This is a genomic window from Delftia sp. DT-2 (assembly GCF_028401915.1).
Classification (GTDB): domain Bacteria; phylum Pseudomonadota; class Gammaproteobacteria; order Burkholderiales; family Burkholderiaceae_C; genus Comamonas; species Comamonas tsuruhatensis.
In genome coordinates, this window is the sequence record NZ_JAQOTI010000007.1 from 116,649 (window position 1) to 133,750 (window position 17,102).

Sequence of the window (17,102 nt, forward strand, 5' to 3'; positions counted from 1 at the left end):
GTTATGCTCGGCCCGCTTTTCGTCGGATTGACGATAGCTTTCATCAAATTGTTAAGAAATTTGATGCATAAAAACTATGAATTGATGGGGCATCACCACGCCCTGAGGAGAAGGCCGTGAACGGTTTCCTGCGAAGCTGCCTGGTCTGCTGGGGGTTGCTGTGCGGCTGGGTGGTGCAGGCTGCCGAACCCGCGGTGGCTGTCTATTACGGGAACAAGGCATCGCTCAGTGAATTGAGCCTCTACGACATTGCCGTCGTGGAGCCGGGCCATGGCTATGACCCGGTCCGGTTTCGCAAGCAGGCCCCGGGCAGCGAGCTGTATGCCTACGCTTCCGTGGCCGAGGTGCTGCCCGAGCGCGCCTACTTCGGCAAGATTCCCGAGGCCTGGAAGATGGCGCGCAACGGCGCCTGGCAGTCCATCGTCCTGGACCAGACACCTGCGCAGTGGCCCGCCTTCTTTGCCGACGAGGTGATCGCGCCGCTGTGGAAGCAGGGCTTTCGCGGCTTCTTCCTGGACACGCTGGACTCCTACCGCCTGGCCAAGAATTTCGACGAAAAGGCCCAGCAGGACGGTCTGGTGCGCGTCATCGAGACGCTGCACCAGCGCTATCCCGGCATCCGCCTGATCCTGAACCGGGGCTTCGAGATCGTGCCGCGCGTGAGGGACAAGGTACAGATGGTGGCGGCCGAGTCGCTGTTGCGGGGCTGGGATGCCAGCCTCAAGCGCTATGTGAACGTGCCCGAGAAAGACCGCGAATGGCTGCTGCAGCAACTGCAGACCATCCGCGAGCGCGACCGCCTGCCGGTGCTGTCCATCGACTACGTGGCCCCGCATGACCGCGACGCCACGCGCGAGACCGCCCGCCGCATTGCGCAGCTGGGCATCATCCCCTGGGTTTCCGATGCCGGGCTGCAGACCCTGGGCATAGGCCAGGTGGAGGCGGTGGCGCGCAGGGTGTTGATTCTCTACAACGGTGCCGACTATCCGACCATCAACGGCGCATCGGCGCACCGCTTCCTGGAAATGCCCCTGAACTACATGGGCTACGTCGCCGACTACGCCGATGTGCGCGAGCCCCTGCCCGAAGGCGTGTCGCGCGACCGCTATGCCGGCGTGGTGAGCTGGTTCGGCGGCGCGGTGCCCGAGATGCGGGCCAAAAGCGTGCGGCAGTGGCTGGCCAACCAGGTGCAGCATGGCATGCCGCTGCTGGTGCTCAATACGCTGGGCCTGTCCCAGGACCGCACCATGTCGGCCGCCCTGGGCACGCGCAGCACGGAAGCGGCACCCGTGTTCCCGCTGCGGCGCGCCGAAAAGGCGCCGGTCATGGGTTTCGAGATACAGCCGGCCGAGCCAGCGCACGATTACGAAGGCTGGGAGTTCACGCCGCAGATGGCCAGGGGCAGCCGCGAGTTGCTGTCCTTCGACGACAAGCGGGGGCGCCGCTTCGTGTCAGCCGCCATCACGCCATGGGGCGGCTTTGCACTCATGCCCTATGTGGTGGTGGGCATGCCGGGCACCGACCAGTCGCGCTGGGTGATCGACCCCTTCGCGCTGTTGCGCGAGGCGCTGCGCCTGCAGGACTTTCCGGTGCCCGACGTCACCACCGAGAACGGCCGCCGCCTGCTGCTGGCCCATGTGGACGGGGACGGCTTTCCTTCCAAGGCCGAGCTGCCGGGCACGCCCTTCGCGGGCGAAGTGCTGCGCCGCGAGATCCTGGAGCGCTACAGGATTCCGCACACCATCTCGGTCATCGAGGCCGAAGTCTCGCCGCAGGGCCTGTATCCGCAGTGGGCCGACCAGCTGGAGGGCATTGCCAAGCGCATCTTCGCCATGCCCCATGTCGAGATCGCCAGCCATTCCTATTCCCATCCCTTCTTCTGGGAGCCCGGGGCAGCGCCCGACGGGGATGACAGCAAGGAGGTGAACCTCAACCTCCACATCCCCGGCTACCAGATGGACATGAACCGGGAGATCAATGGCTCGGTCGACTACATCCGCAAGCGCCTGGCGCCGCCCGGCAAGCCGGTGGACGTGTTCCTGTGGACCGGCAATACGGCGCCCAGCGCCGAGGCCCTGGCCATCTCCGACGCGGCGGGACTGCTCAACATGAATGGCGGCGACACGGCCATCACGCGCAGCAATCCCTCGCTGACGGAGGTGCGCAGCTGGGGCCTGCGCAAGGGCGGCCATCTGCAGATCTATGCGCCCGTCACCAACGAGAACATCTACACCAATCTCTGGCACGGGCCGTTCTACGGCTTCGAGCGCGTCATCGAAACCTTCGAGATGACCGACGCGCCCCGGCGCATGAAGGCCGTGGACATCTACTACCACTCCTACTCCGCCAGCAAGCAGGCCAGCATCAAGGCCCTGCACAAGGTCTACCAGTGGGCGCTGGCGCAGCGGCTGAACCCGGTCTACAGCTCCGAGTACATCCGCAAGGTGCAGGATTTCTACGAATTCGCCATCGGCCGCGACGCGCAGGGCTGGCGCCTGCGGGGCCCGGGCCAGTTGCGCACGCTGCGCATGCCGCCCGGCATGGCCCTGCCGTCCATGGCTGCCAGCCGCGGCATTGCCGGCTATGCCAAGGGCACGGACGGCAACTACCTTCACCTGGCCGGCGGCGCCGGATACCTGGTGCAGCAGGATGCCGCAGGCGCGGCCGCCTCCGCGGCGCGTCCCTATCTGGTGGATGCCAATGCCCGGCTCACGCAATGGCTGCCCCAGGCCGATGGCGGCGTGCGCTTGACCCTGCAGGGCCATGTGCCGCTGGAGCTGCGCATGCACCTGCCGTCCGGCTGTGCGCTGAGTTCCCTGAATGCCGCCAATCCCCTCATTGCCGTGGCGGGTGCCGATACGGGCAGCTCCAACCTCCGTTCCTTCAGAAGTACCCAAAACAGTGTTGAACTCCAAGCGCAATGCCGGGGGCTCTGAGCGCCCCGTCACGGTTCCCTTCTGGCTGATCGTGCTGCTGGCGGTACTGATCGGCGGTGCCCTGTGGATGCTGTTTCCCAAGCAGGATCTGGAGCGCCGGCTCTCCGTCACCGGAGATGATTCCGAGCTGTCCTACAACTACCTGAGCAACCTGCTCAAGAGCGACCCGGGCAATGAAAACCTGCGCGCCCTGCTCAAGGCCAAGGAGGAGCGCCTGAAAGCCATCAAGCTGGCGCGCGAAGAGGCAGCCAAGCAGGCGCTGCCCAGCGCCGCCGTCCAGGCCTGGGAGCGCTGGCAGGCCGCCTACCAGAACTATCTGGAGGCGCAAAAGCAGGACCATCGCGCCGGAGGGCAGGCCGATGCCCTGGCGCTCCAGGTGATGCAGGCGCTCAAGGAGGTCCCGCTGGCGGGTCTGACCCAGGAGCAGGCGCTGTACCTGGCCTCTTCGGCGCTGGTACTCAAGGACGCACCGCTGGCCCTGGGCATCTACGACGATGTGGCCGCCCGCCAGGGCGATCCCGCGCGCAAGGCGCAGGTCTATGAGTCCGCAGCGCGGCAGGCGCTGGGCATGTCGCTGTACGAGGAATCGGCCCGGCTGCTGCGCCAGGCCAGTGCCACCACCGACGATGTCCCGCAGTCGCGCGCCTACCTCTGGCAGGCCCTGCAGGTGCTGCAGTCCGGCAACCGTGCCAGCGAAGCGCTGGCGCTGGCGCGCCAGCAGGAAGAACTGTTGGGCAGCGACCCGGAAACGCTGCGAAGGCTCATCGGCCTGGCGCGTGCGGCCGGCAACCGGGCCGAGGCCGAGCGCTATGCCAAGCGGCTGCTGCAGCTGTCCCTGCTGCAGCAATGGCAGGTGCAGGTGGCAGGCGCTTCGGGAGCCGGCCCGGCCGTAGCGTCCACAGTGGCCGATGACGGCGCCTGGGCACTGCAGCCCGTGGCCTGGACCGCCCCGGGCTGGCGCATGCTGCGCACGGCCGACCCCGCGCGCAAGCCGCCGCCGGGCCTGCCCTTTGACGACAAGACCTACCAGCTGGGCTACGAGGTGTTCCTCGAGAACCGCAACCTGGAAGATGCCTGGCGCGTGGCCACGGCCGCCGTGCGCCAGGCGCCGCAGGACATGGCCTGGCGCGAGCGCCTGGCCCAGGTGTCCGAATGGATGGGGCAGCAGCAGCAGGCCCTGGACAACTGGCTGGTCATTGCGCAGAACACGGGCCGTGAAGATGCCTGGAAGACGGTGATGCGCCTGGCGCCGGGCCTGTTCGACGACCGCGCCCTGATTGCCGGCCTGCGCCACCAGTTGAGCCGCCGTCCCCAGGATGCCGCGCTGCTGCAGGCGCTGGTCCAGGCCTATGAGCGCCAGGCCGAGCCGGGCGCGGCCATCGACTATCTGCAAAAGCACGGCAGTACGCCGCAGTCGCAGATTCTGCTGGCCCAGCTGGCCGAGCGCGCAGGCCGTCCGCCGCTGGCGCTGCAGGCATGGAAGCGCGTGCTCAGCGATCCCGAGCAGCGCACGCCGGCCCATGTCATGCCCGCCGCCGTGCTCGCGCTGCTGCAGGGCGAGCCGGCGCTGGGCCTGCGCTGGCTGGAAGACGCACAGACGCGCGTTCCGGCCGGCATGCAGGACGAAGGCGAGTACTGGCGCCTGCTGGGCGACCTGGCCCAGGACCAGCGCCAGGAGGCGCTGACGCTCAAGGCCTACCGCCGCCTGCTGCAGACGCCGCACGCCGGCATCAGCGACTACGACGAAGTGATCCGCCTGCTGCAGCGCACCGACCGGCGCGAGGCGGCCCAGATGTCCCTGCATGCCTGGGAGCAGTTCCAGGACGTGCGCCATCTGACACAGGCCTTCTACCTGCTGGAGGATCAGGAGGACTGGACGCAGATCGGCCGCCAGGTCGAGCGCATCATGGCCGACCCGGCCTTGCTCAAGCGCCTGATGGGCCAGCCCACCTTTTTCCAGATCCTGGGCGCCTACTACCAGCGCACTGCGCAGCCGAAAAAGGCCATGGAAGCCTTCGAGAAGGGCCTGGCGCTGGACCCCGGCTCCACGCCGCTGCGCCAGGGCCTGATGTGGCTGCTGATCGACACGCAGAACGCGGCGGCCCTCAAGCTGCTGCTGGCGGCGGCCGAGCCCGTGTGGGCGCGTGATGCCGACATGCACGGCGCCCTGGCGGCGGCCTACATGACGCTGTCGCGCCCGGCTGTTGCGCTGGAGCGGTATCTGAAGCCGCACCGCACGGAGCATGCCGACGACTTCCTGTGGATGATGCAGTACGCGGACGCGCTGGAGCAGAACCAGCAGGCGGACCAGGCCTGGAACCTGAGGCAGCAGCTGTGGCAGCGCGAGAAGGCGCGCACGCGTGCGCAGCAGGGCCCTTCGGCCGATGCGGCCCGCCGCTGGCTGACCGCCGAGGGCCTGGACGAGGTCCAGCGCCAGGCACGCAGCCGGCTCATGCTCTTTCATACCCAGGGCGATGCCGAATTCGCCCTGATGCGCGAGCTGCTGCGCATGGACCTGGAAGGCGGGCGCCGCGAGCATTCCGCTGCTGCGGCCGAGCTGGCCATCGCCTGGCTGCAGGAGCGCGGCGAATACCAGGCCGAGCGCGGCTACCTTTGGCAGCAGTACGCGCGCAGCCGCAGCAAGAGTGCCAGCGCACCGCTGTGGGCCGAGATCACGGTGGCCCTGGCGGAAAAGGATGTGGCCCAGGCCGGGCAGCTGCTGCAGCGCCATGACGAGGCACTGCCGCGCTACGACCGCATCAACGCGGCGGCCATGGTGGGCGATGTGCGGCTGGCGCAGACCGCGGGCTTCGAGAGCATGGCCTACCAGCCCGACGACGATCCCCTTCACCTGGGGCTGACCGAGCAGTTGCTGGCCTTCAGCGACTACGGCGGCCTGCAGTTGCGCAATCGCCGCATGGACGCCATCGACGAGCAGGTCTCGCGGCTGCGCTGGCATGTGGGTCTCAACCCCCGCTGGGCGCTGGACCTGGATGCCGAGGACGTGCGCCGCACGGTCAACAAAAGCACCCTGGTGCGCGGACCCTCCCAGGAGCGGGGCATCGGCCTGCGCCTGACGCGCAAGACGCAGTCGGCCTCCAGCGAGTTCATGCTGGGCCGGCGCGAAAGCCTGGAGAGCTACACGCCGATGCAGTTCACGCAGACCTACAACGTGGACAGCCGCTGGAGCCTGCAGGCATCGCTGGGCCGGCACCTGGCCACGCAGGAAACGCTGGCCATGCGCATGGGCGGCATGAAGGACCGCGTGTCGCTGGGCAGCAGCTACCAGCTCTCACGCCTGGACCAGATCACGCTGGAGCTGGCATCGGAGCGCTACCGCGTGCAAAGCGGCGCCCGCGTGGGCTCCGGCAACCATGCGATGCTGCAATACCTGCACACCTATCGCAGCGAGGCACCCACCCTGCAGTTCGGCGCCTTCACCTCCTGGCACCGCTACAGCCGCACCGACCCGGCGCTGCTGCAGGGCAGGGATGCGGCCATCCTGGGCTACCTGCCTGCGTTCAACGATCCCACCATCGACTATCTGTTGCCGCGCAGCTTCCGCTTCTCGGGCCTGCAGATGATGTTCAACACGGGCTACGAGCAGCAATACACGCGCGCGCTGCGGCCCTATGCCAGCCTGGCCCTGACGCACCACAGCATCAACGGCGCGGGCTACGAGCTGGGCATGGGCCTGGCCACCAGCCTGTTCGGTGCGGACCACCTCGCGCTGGGCCTGAACCTGTCCAAGTCGGGCATCAACACCGTGGGCAATACCCGCGAGCTGTTGCTCACCTACCGCCTCCACTACTGATCCGAAGACTTCAAGGAGCCTTTCCATGACACACCGCACTTCTTTTGCCTCCCGCCTTCGCGTGCTCACGGGTATGGCCCTTGTCGGCCTGCTGTCTGCCTGCTCGACCATCGACCGGGGCACGGCGCCCGCTCTGGAGACGAACGCCAGCTGGGCCGTGCTGCCCTTCGAGAACCACACCGAGACACCCATGGCCGGCAACCGCGCCGCCGCCATCGCCACGGCGCTGATCAATGCGCGCGGCGTGGGCCAGGTCAAGCGCTACACGGGCGATGCGCTGCAGGAGACGCTGTTCGACGGCCGCGACGCCAAGCGCCGCGAGGACGCCCTGGCCTGGGCGCGCGGCGAAGGCGTGCGCTATGCGCTGACGGGCGCGGTGGACGAATGGCGCTACAAGGTCGGAGTGGATGGCGAACCGGCCGTGGGTGTGACGCTGGAGATCGTGGAGGTGGGCACCGGCGCCACCGTGTGGAGCGGCGCGGGCGCGCAAAGCGGCTGGAGCCGCGAGGCCCTGGCCGCCGTGGGCCAGAAGCTGATCCGCAATCTGCTGGGCACGGGCCTGGCCAACGCCCGATAAGCGCATCGAGGAACGATTTTCCATGCCAGACCAAGCCACCACGCCCAAGGCGGCACCGCATCCCGATGCACCGCGCCGAGCCGGCATTGCCGCGGAATTCAGGGGTTCGCCCCTGGGCCTGCTTGTGCAGACAAGCGCCAAGCCCTGGGTGGTGGTGGGAGAGACGCTGCTTTTGCCGTTGCTGGCCCTGTTGGTCGGCATGTGGGCCAACCCCGCCAACCCCCTGTGGGTGGAGGCGGAGTTTCCCTGGGCCTGGCTGGCGCCCGTGGTCGTGGCCCTGCGCTACGGGCCCGTTGCCGGCCTGTCGGCGTCCGGTGTGCTGCTGCTGGCATGGCTGGGCGTCAACCAGCGGGATCTGTCGCTGTTTCCCGAACAGTATTTCCTGGGCGGCCTGATCCTGGTCATGGTCGTGGGCGAGATCTCCAGCCTGTGGCGCGCGCGCATACGCCGTGCGCGCACGGCGCAGAACTACATGGACCAGCGCACCGAGCAGCTGATCCGCCAGCATTACCTTCTGCGCCTGTCGCATGACCGCCTCGAGCAGGAGCTCATAGGCCGTCCCGTGTCCATGCGCGACGCCATCAACGTGCTCAGCGGCCTCAGCGGCGCCGAGGGCGATGCGCAAAGCCTGCTCAACCTGCTGGCGCGCTTCAGCCAGATCAGCGTGGCCAGCCTGGTGCCCGTGCGCAACGATGTGCTGGACCCCACGCCCATTGCCCAGCTGGGCGGCGAGCGGCCCATCCATGTCCATGACCCGCTGGTGCGCCAGGCGCTGGACAGCCATGTGCTGTGCCATATCTCGCAAAGCATGGCGCAAGGCCAGCAGACGCAGTACATCGTCGTGGCGCCCATGCTGGACCTGGAGGGCGAGATCTACGGCCTGCTGCTGGTCGAGGAAATGCCTTTCTTCGCACTGCAGGAAGAAGCGCTGCAGACCATCAACCTGCTGCTGGGCTACTACACCGACAGCGTGGCCGCCAACAGCCTGGCCGCACCGCTGCTGCAGGCCTATCCCGACTGCCCGCCGCACTTCGCCTTCGAGGTGCAGCGCATGGAGCATGTGAACCGCAGCGCGCGCCTGAGCAGCGTGGTGGTGGCGCTGGAGCTGTCGCCATCGGCCGTCCAGGCGCAGATGGCCCAGCAGATCATGCGGCTGGAGCGCATGCTGGACCGCTCCTGGCTGCAGGAGCGCGATGGCCGGCAACTGCTGGCCATCTTCATGCCGCTGGGCACCAACGCCACGGCCGAGGGCTACCTGAACCGCATCGAGGCCTGGCTGGCCCAGCGCGGCGTGGCCTCGCTGGCCGATGCGGGCATCTTCCCGCGCACCATCTTGCTGGACCGCTGCTCGGCCATCAGCGTGCTGGAGCGGCTGCACCAGATGGGGCAGGGCCATGCTTAACCTCAAGCTGGCCCTGGGCGCGCTGGCCGCGGAAATCGCCTCCTGGAGCAGCCTGTGGCTGCTGCGCAGCCAGTCGGATGCCGCCCTGCTGGGCTATCTCATGGCCCATGGATTGGCCAGCGGCCTGCTGGCGCTGTGCCTGGCGCCGTTCCTGGCCACCTCGGCCAGGTCGGTGCGCCAGCGCCTGGCCCTGGTGGCGCTGATGGGGCTGTTTGCCTATGCCGTGCCGGTGGCCGGCATCCTGGGCGCCGTCGTGGCCACCATTGCGCTGCACACGCAGCGCGGCCCGCGCGGTGGCCAGCGCTTTCCGGTGATGCCCCTGCCCGATTTCGACCCGCACCAGCAGTCCGGAACCAGCCGCCGCCAGGCGGGCCTGCAGTCCTTCCTGGCCAATCCCAATGTGCCCGTCGCCTCGCGCATGCGGGCCATGGTGGCGCTGGGCAGCGTGCCGGGGCGCATTGCCTCGCCCATGCTGCGCACGGCGCTGGGCGATTCCAGCGAGGACCTGCGCCTGCTGGCCTACAGCATGCTGGACGCCAAGGAGCGCGAGATCAGCAAGACCATCCACCAGGAGCTGCAGCTGTTCGAGCATGCCCGCCAGTCCGAGGGCGATGCGCCCTGCGGGCCGCGCGGACTGCAGGCGGCTCGGGCGCTCACCGACCTGTATGCGGAGCTGGTCTACCAGGGCGTGGCGCAGGGCGATGTGCGTGACCACGCCATCCAGCAATCCCTGCACTACTGCGACCTGGTGCTGGCCCAGCGGCCCGACAACGCGCTGCTGCTGTTGCGCCGTGGCCGGTTGTTGCATCTGCAGGGCAGGCAGGTGGAGTCGCTGGCCTGCTACGAGCGCTCGCTGGCGCTGGGCATGGAGCCCGCGCGCGTCGTGCCCTACCAGGCCGAGCTGCTGTTCGAGCGGCGCGAGTTCGCCAAGGCGCAGGCGCTGATGCGATCGCTGGACATCGAGCATGCCCTGCCGCGCCTGAAGCCCAGCATCCGCTACTGGAGTGCCTCATGAGCCGTGCGAGCCAGTTCCCCACGGCGGCCAGTGCGGACATCGCGCTGTTGCTGGAGGGCACGTTTCCCTATGTCAGCGGCGGCGTGTCCAGCTGGGTCAACCAGATCCTGCAGGCCTATCCCGAGCACCGTTTCGCCATCGTCTTCCTGGGAAGCCGGCGCGAGGACTATGGCGATTTCCGCTACGCGCTGCCGCCCAACGTGGTGCACTTCGAGCAGCATTTCCTCTTTGACGCCCTGCACTCCAACATCCAGCCCGCGCCCTCGCGCGGCCATCCCGAAGCCCTGGCCAAGGCCCGGGAGTTCCTGCAAGCGCTGGAGGCGCATGACGGCAGTGACGAAAGCCGGGCCAAGGTGCTGGCGGCCATGCGCTCGATTGCGCTGGAACTGCAGCCCGGCGGCAGCCTGCCGCTGGAGGATTTCCTGCACAGCGAATTCGCCTGGGACCTGATCCGCGACAGCTACCGGCGCCACTGCACCGATCCATCGTTCGTGGACTTCTTCTGGACCGTGCGCATCATGCTGCAGCCGCTGTGGCTGATGGCGCGCATCGCCCACGGGCTGATCCCGGTGCGCGTGCTGCATACGGTCTCCACGGGCTATGCGGGGTTTCTGGGGGGGCTGCTGCACCATTCGCGCGGCCTGCCGCTGGTGCTGTCCGAGCATGGCATCTACACCAAGGAACGGCAGATTGACCTGCTGCAGAGCACCTGGATACGCGACAACCGCAACATCTTCCAGCGCGACCCCATGGAGGTGTCGTTCTTCCGGCAGATGTGGATACGGTTTTTCGACTGGATGGGGCGCTTTTGCTATGGCGCGGCCGACCCCATCATTGCGCTGTACGAGAACAACCGCCTGCGCCAGGTGGCCGATGGCGCGGCGGCAGAGCGCACGGTCAGCATTCCCAACGGCATCCGCATAGAGCGCTTTGCGCCGCTGCGCGCCCAGCGGCTGGCCGAGACGCCGCCCGTGCTGTGCCTGATCGGCCGCGTGGTGCCCATCAAGGACATCAAGACCTTCATCCGCGCCATGCGCCGCGTGGTCAACCGGATGCCCCAGGCCCAGGCCTGGGTGGCCGGCCCCACGGCCGAAGACCCGGCCTATGCCGATGAATGCCAGAACCTCGTGGACAGCCTGGGCCTGCAGGCCAACGTCCGCTTTCTGGGCATGCAGAAGGTGGAGGAGTTGCTGCCCAAGGTGGGCGTGGTCGTGCTGTCGTCCATCAGCGAGGCGCTGCCCCTGGTGATTCTCGAAGCACAGGCCGCCGGCGTGCCCGTCGTCAGCACCGACGTGGGCTCGTGCCGCCAGCTCATCGACGGGCTGGGGCCCGAGGACCAGGCCCTGGGCTCGTGCGGGCGCGTGGTCGGCATTGCCAACCCCGAGGCACTGGCCGATGCCTGCCTGGAGCTGCTGGCATCGCCCGGGCAATGGCAGGCCGCCAGCGCGGCCGGGATTGCGCGCGTGGAGCGCTACTACTCCGACCGGCTGCTGTTCGAGCGCTACAGGCAGGTCTATGACAGGGCGCTGCAACAGTCCGAGGAAAAACACTGATGGCCGGCATTGGATTCGAACTGCGCCACCTGCTGCGCAAGAACACGCTGACCAGCGTGCTCCAGGCCTACGCCTATGCGGGCGTCATCGGCTCGGGGCCGTGGGTGTTCTCCATCATCGGCATCCTGCTGGTGGGGGTGTTCAGCGTCAGCGTGGTGGCGCCGCCGCTGCTGGTCACGCAGTTCCAGACCTCGGTCACCTACCTGGTGGCCAGCAGCCTGATCCTGACCGGGGCGGCGCAGCTGGCATTCACGCGCTTTGTCTCGGACCAGCTGTTCCTCAAGAAGGACGAGAGCATCCTGCCCAACCTGCATGGCCTGCTGCTGGTGGTCGTGGCCACTGCCAGCGCGCTGGGCACGCTGGCGCTTTTCGTGGTGCTGCCGGGCCAGGGCCTGCTGTACCGCGTGCTGATGCTGGCCGGCTTCACGCTGATGTGCGTGGTCTGGGTCATGACCGTGCTGCTGTCGGGCCTCAAGCACTACCGGGCCATTGCCGGGCTGTTCGGCGCCACCTACCTGCTCATCGTGCTGCTGGCGCTGCCGCTGCGGTACTGGGGGCTGGAAGGGCTGCTGGCCAGCTTCGTGATCGGCCACGTGCTGCTGCTGGCCGGCATGTGGCTGATCGTGCTGCGCAGCTTTCCGCTGCAAAAGCGCTGGATCGCCTTCGACTTCACGCAGCGCTCGCTGATCTTTCCGGCGCTGATCGCCATCGGCGTGCTCTACAACCTGGGTATCTGGATCGACAAGTTCATGTTCTGGTACTACCCGCCGACCTCGCAGCAGATCATCGGCGGGCTCAGGGCCTCGCTGATCTACGACCTGCCGGTGTTCCTGTCCTACCTGTCCATCATTCCGGGCATGGCGGTCTTTCTGGTGCGCATCGAGACCGACTTCGTCGAGTACTACGACAAGTTCTTCGATGCCGTGCGCGGCGGCGGATCGCTCGAGTACATCGAGTCCATGCGCAACGAAATGGTCTACGCCATCCAGGCGGGCCTGGGCGAGATCGCCAAGGTGCAGACGCTGGCCGTCCTCGTCACCCTGGTGGCCGGACCGGCCATCCTGCAGTTGCTGGGCATCTCCCAGCTGTACCTGCCGTTGCTGCATGTGCAGGTGGTCGGCGCCGGGCTGCAGGTGGGCGTGATGGCCGTGCTCAACGTGTTCTTCTATCTGGACGAGCGGCGCATCGTCTTCATGCTGTGCCTGCTGCTGGTGGTGCTGAACATCGCCTTCACGGGCATTTCGCTGGCGCTGGGCGCCGCGTTCTATGGCTACGGCTTTTGCCTGGCCATGCTGGTGACGCTGTGCGTGGGCCTGTTCATGCTCTCGCGCGAACTCAACCGGCTCGAGTACAAGACCTTCATGCTGCAGTGACCGGCAGGCATCTCTCGCCCTTTGCCGATTTGCACGGTCTTGATCCAGCGTGTTGGCGGGGGGCGCCGGTCTGCGCGACAATACGGGATTCGGCGCCGGCACCCAACCGAGACAAAGGTTCCGCCAAGGAACCATTCATTACAACGATTGCGCACCTTGCGTGCAGCGGCCGCCGCCTTTCGCTTTTTCCACTCCAAAGCTTTAAGCCATGAAAAAACGCACCCTCTTGGCCATGGTGGCCCTGTCTGCACTGCTGGCAGCCTGCGGCAAGAACGAGTCCGCATCGACCGCCGCCGCGCCGGTTGCCGCCCCCGTGCCGGCAGCCATGACCAAGTTGGTGATCGGCCTGGACGACAACTTCCCGCCCATGGGCTTTCGTGACGACAAGAACGAGATCGTCGGCTTCGACATCGACATGGCGCGTGAAGCCGCCAAGCGCATGAACGTGGAGGTGGACTTCAAGCCCATCGACTGGAGCGCCAAGGAGGCCGAGCTGGTCGGCAAGCGCGTCGACGCGCTGTGGAACGGCCTGACCATCACCGAAGAGCGCAAGAAGAACATCGCCTTCACCGCGCCCTACATGGAGAACCACCAGATCATCATCGTGCGCGCCGACTCCGACATCAAGGACAAGGCCGGCCTGGCCGGCAAGGTCGTGGGTGCGCAGGATGGCAGCTCGGCCGTGGACGCCATCAAGAAGGACGCCGCCGTGGCCGCCAGCTTCAAGGACCTGAAGACCTTCGGCGACAACATCACCGCGCTGATGGACCTGTCGGCCGGCCGCCTGGACGCCGTCGTGGTCGACGAGGTCGTGGGGCGCTTCCACGTGGCCAAGAAGGCTGGCGAATACCTGGTGCTCGAGGACAACTTCGGCACCGAGGACTACGGCGTGGGCCTGCGCAAGGAGGACACCGAAGTTCTGGGCAAGCTCGAAGCCGCGCTGGCCGAGATGAAGAAGGACGGCAAGGCCGCCGAAATCGCCTCCAAGTGGTTCGGCAAGGACATCATCAAGTAAATCCGGCACACCATGCGACCGGCAAGGCCAGCCTGGCATTGCCGGTCTTTTGCGTTCTGGGACGCACGCGCCCGTGGCTGCCCGGATCCTGCCGATGCCGGCGGGGCCGCGCACCGCACTGAGGCCATTCGATGGAATATGTAATCTCGCTCATGGGGCCGCTGTCCGCCGGCGCCCTGGTCACCCTCAAGCTCTTCGTCATCACCCTGGCGCTGTCCATTCCCCTGGGACTGTCGCTGGCGCTGATGCGCATCTCCCGCTTTCCCGCCCTGAGCCGGCTGGTCGGCGGCTACATCTGGCTGATGCGCGGCACGCCGCTGATGCTGCAGATGCTGTTCATCTACTTCGCGCTGCCCTTCGTGCCCGTGATCGGCGTGCGCCTGCCCGATTTCCCGGCCGCCGTGGTCGCCTTCGCGCTGAACTACGCCGCCTACTTCGCCGAAATCTTCCGCGCGGGCATCCAGTCCGTGGACCGCGGCCAGTACGAGGGCGCCAAGGTGCTGGGCATGAGCTACGGCCAGACCATGCGCCGCATCATCCTGCCGCAGATGTGGGCGCGCATCATCCCGCCTGTGAGCAACGAGACCATCACCCTGGTCAAGGACACCTCGCTGATCTACGTGCTGGCCCTGAACGATCTGCTGCGCGCCGCGCGCGGCATCGTGCAGCGCGATTTCACCATCACGCCCTTCGTGGTGGCCGCAGGCTTCTATCTGGTCATGACTCTCGTGTTGACCTGGATCTTCCAATACCTAGAAAAACGCCATGCCAAATACGACGCGTGATAACGCGCCCGAGACCATGATCTCGGCGCAGAACATCTGCAAGGGCTTTGGCGGCGTGCCGGTGCTGCGCGGCGTTTCGCTGGAGCTGGCGCGTGGCGAGGTGGTGGCCATCATCGGTCCCTCGGGATCGGGCAAGAGCACCTTTTTGCGCTGCCTCAACCACCTGGAAACCATTGACAGCGGCCGTGTCGCCGTCGAGGGCGAGGTGCTGGTGGACAGCGGCGCGGACGGCCGCGCCCACTACGTGCCCGAGGCGCAGATCCGCCAGATCGGCCGCAAGATGGGCATGGTGTTCCAGTCCTTCAACCTGTTCCCGCACCTCACGGTGCTGGAGAACATCATCGAGGCGCCGATCGTCGTCAAGGGCCTCAGGCGCGAGCAGATCGTGCCCAAGGCCGAGGCGCTGCTGCACAAGGTGGGCCTGCTGGAAAAGCGCGATGCCTATCCCAACCGTCTGTCGGGCGGGCAAAAGCAGCGCGTGGCCATTGCCCGGGCCCTGGCCATGGAGCCCGACATCCTGCTGTTCGACGAGCCCACCTCCGCGCTGGACCCCGAGCTGACCGGCGAGGTGCTGCGCACCATGCGCGAGCTGGCGCAGGAGCACATGACCATGCTGGTCGTGACCCACGAGATGGGCTTTGCCCGTGAAGTGGCCAATCGCGTGATCTTCATGGACAAGGGGGAGATCGTCGAGCAAGGCCCTGCGGAAGCATTCTTTGCGGCGCCGCAGCACACGCGGACCCAGGCATTCCTGCAGAACATGTTGTAAAAAAACATCTGTCCAGTCCGGATTTTCCCCAGGTCCAGAGAGCGTGCAACGCTTGTGTAGCAAGCAAAGCATGCTCTTTTTTTTATGGCGGTTTCTGCCATGACTTTTTGAGAAACATACACGGATGTATGTTTATCTCGGGCGGTGGTGAGCAAGCAGCGGCACCTGTCTGCACAATAGCGGGCTTGCCTGCGAACATTTATCGACCGCACCACAGCATGATCCCAACCGCCTCTTTCGTGGAGTTGCGCAACGTCACCTTCGGCTATGGCGAGCGTGTGATCCTGCGCGACCTGTCGCTGCAGGTGCCGCGCGGCAAAGTCACGGCCCTGATGGGCGCATCGGGCGGGGGCAAGACCACCGTGCTGCGCCTGATCGGCGGCCAGCAGCATGCCCAGCAGGGGCAGGTGCTGTTCGATGGCAAGGACGTCACCACCATGGACGCCGCGGGCCTGTATGCTGCGCGCCGGCGCATGGGCATGCTGTTCCAGTTCGGCGCCCTGTTCACCGACATGAGCGTGTTCGACAACGTGGCCTTCCCGCTGCGCGAGCACACCGACCTTCCCGACGAACTGGTGCGCGACATCGTGCTCATGAAGCTGCATGCCGTGGGTCTGCGCGGTGCGCGCGACCTCATGCCCAGCGAGATATCGGGCGGCATGGCCCGCCGCGTGGCGCTGGCGCGGGCCATTGCACTGGACCCCGAACTGGTCATGTACGACGAGCCCTTCGCCGGGCTGGATCCCATTTCCCTGGGCACCGCTGCCCAACTGATCCGAGAACTCAACGACGCCATGGGCCTGACCTCCATCCTGGTGTCCCATGACGTGGAGGAAACCTTCCATGTGGCCGACCATGTGGTCATTCTGGGCAACGGCGGTGTCGCCGCCCAGGGCTCGCCCGAGGAAGTCAAGGCCAATCCCGATCCGCTGGTGCAGCAGTTCATCCACGCACGCGCCACCGGCCCCGTACCCTTCCATTACCCCGGCGTGAGTGCCGAAGAGGATTTCGGCACGCCTGAAAGCCCGGTCAAGGCCAACGGCCGGAGGCGCGCATGAACCGGCTGCATCCCGCTCGCATCGGCGCGGCAGTGCGCCACCAGTTGACCCAGCTGGGCATGGGGACCCGCCTGTTCGGCCGCCTGCTCGCGCTGATGGGGCCGGCGCTGGGCAGGCCGCGGCTGATTGGCGACCAGATCCATTTCCTGGGCAACTATTCGCTGGCCATCATCGGCGTGTCCGGCCTGTTCGTCGGTTTCGTGCTGGGCCTGCAGGGCTACTACACCCTGCAGCGCTACGGCTCGGCCGAGGCGCTGGGCCTGCTGGTGGCGCTGTCCCTGGTGCGCGAGCTCGGCCCCGTCGTCACGGCGCTGCTGTTTGCCGGCCGTGCCGGCACGGCGCTGACGGCCGAGATCGGCCTCATGAAGGCCGGCGAGCAGTTGTCGGCCATGGAAATGATGGCCGTGGACCCCGTGCGCCGCATCCTGGCGCCGCGCTTCGTGGCCGGCCTGATCGCCATGCCGCTGCTGGCCGCTGTCTTCAGCGCCGTCGGCGTGATCGGCGGCTGGCTGGTGGGCGTGGTCATGATCGGCGTCGATGGCGGTGCCTTCTGGGGCCAGATGCAAAACGGCGTGGACTGGTGGTATGACCTGGGCAACGGCGTTCTCAAGAGCCTGGTGTTCGGCGTGGCGGTGACCTTCATCGCGCTGCTGCAGGGCTATGCAGCCAAGCCCACGCCCGAAGGCGTGTCCCGCGCGACCACGCGCACGGTGGTGATGGCCTCGCTGGCCGTGCTGGGGCTGGACTTCCTGCTCACGGCCACGATGTTCAGCCTTTGACCCGTCACCGAAGCCACCCCCGCAAA

The 17,102-nt window shown here is 67.0% G+C and carries 12 protein-coding genes; all 12 read left to right on the forward strand.

Translation table 11 applies throughout. The features are described from left to right. The first annotated feature begins 116 nt into the window (after positions 1-116). The 12 genes from PO605_RS13925 (at position 117) to mlaE (ending at position 17,076) form a co-directional block, all read left to right on the forward strand. Positions 117-2,936 carry a bifunctional glycoside hydrolase 114/ polysaccharide deacetylase family protein gene (locus tag PO605_RS13925; protein ID WP_272206557.1) on the forward strand — a complete coding sequence of 940 codons (2,820 nt, stop codon included), beginning with the start codon at positions 117-119 and terminating at the stop codon, positions 2,934-2,936. After that, positions 2,902-6,750 carry a tetratricopeptide repeat protein gene (locus tag PO605_RS13930; RefSeq protein WP_272206558.1) on the forward strand — a complete coding sequence of 1,283 codons (3,849 nt, stop codon included), beginning with the start codon at positions 2,902-2,904 and terminating at the stop codon, positions 6,748-6,750. The genes PO605_RS13925 and PO605_RS13930 overlap by 35 nt, the downstream gene beginning before the upstream one ends. 25 nt (positions 6,751-6,775) lie before the next feature. After that, a complete protein-coding gene (locus tag PO605_RS13935; protein WP_047473036.1) occupies positions 6,776-7,327 on the forward strand; it encodes a transporter in 552 nt (183 codons plus the stop codon). A gap of 22 nt (positions 7,328-7,349) precedes the next feature. Beyond that, complete coding sequence (locus tag PO605_RS13940) at positions 7,350-8,729, forward strand: PelD GGDEF domain-containing protein (protein ID WP_016445569.1); 1,380 nt, start codon at positions 7,350-7,352, stop codon at positions 8,727-8,729. Then, positions 8,722-9,744 carry a hypothetical protein gene (locus PO605_RS13945; protein WP_016445570.1) on the forward strand — a complete coding sequence of 341 codons (1,023 nt, stop codon included), beginning with the start codon at positions 8,722-8,724 and terminating at the stop codon, positions 9,742-9,744. Before PO605_RS13940 ends, PO605_RS13945 begins: the two co-directional genes overlap by 8 nt. Next, a complete protein-coding gene (gene pelF / locus PO605_RS13950) occupies positions 9,741-11,297 on the forward strand; it encodes a GT4 family glycosyltransferase PelF (protein WP_047473035.1) in 1,557 nt (518 codons plus the stop codon). Before PO605_RS13945 ends, pelF begins: the two co-directional genes overlap by 4 nt. Beyond that, on the forward strand, positions 11,297-12,670 hold the full coding sequence (pelG, locus tag PO605_RS13955) for an exopolysaccharide Pel transporter PelG (protein ID WP_016445572.1): 1,374 nt from the start codon (positions 11,297-11,299) through the stop codon (positions 12,668-12,670). Before pelF ends, pelG begins: the two co-directional genes overlap by 1 nt. A gap of 208 nt (positions 12,671-12,878) precedes the next feature. After that, on the forward strand, positions 12,879-13,685 hold the full coding sequence (locus PO605_RS13960) for an amino acid ABC transporter substrate-binding protein (RefSeq protein WP_016445573.1): 807 nt from the start codon (positions 12,879-12,881) through the stop codon (positions 13,683-13,685). Between the two features lie 131 nt (positions 13,686-13,816). Beyond that, complete coding sequence (locus tag PO605_RS13965) at positions 13,817-14,470, forward strand: amino acid ABC transporter permease (RefSeq protein ID WP_012207336.1); 654 nt, start codon at positions 13,817-13,819, stop codon at positions 14,468-14,470. After that, the gene (locus PO605_RS13970; protein WP_269431530.1) at positions 14,451-15,239 is read left to right on the forward strand and encodes an amino acid ABC transporter ATP-binding protein; all 789 of its coding nucleotides are present in this window, start codon (positions 14,451-14,453) and stop codon (positions 15,237-15,239) included. The genes PO605_RS13965 and PO605_RS13970 overlap by 20 nt, the downstream gene beginning before the upstream one ends. Positions 15,240-15,457: 218 nt before the next feature. Continuing rightward, the gene (locus tag PO605_RS13975) at positions 15,458-16,297 is read left to right on the forward strand and encodes an ABC transporter ATP-binding protein (RefSeq protein WP_016445575.1); all 840 of its coding nucleotides are present in this window, start codon (positions 15,458-15,460) and stop codon (positions 16,295-16,297) included. Beyond that, a complete protein-coding gene (gene mlaE / locus PO605_RS13980; RefSeq protein ID WP_016445576.1) occupies positions 16,294-17,076 on the forward strand; it encodes a lipid asymmetry maintenance ABC transporter permease subunit MlaE in 783 nt (260 codons plus the stop codon). Before PO605_RS13975 ends, mlaE begins: the two co-directional genes overlap by 4 nt. The last annotated feature ends 26 nt before the right edge of the window (positions 17,077-17,102 follow it).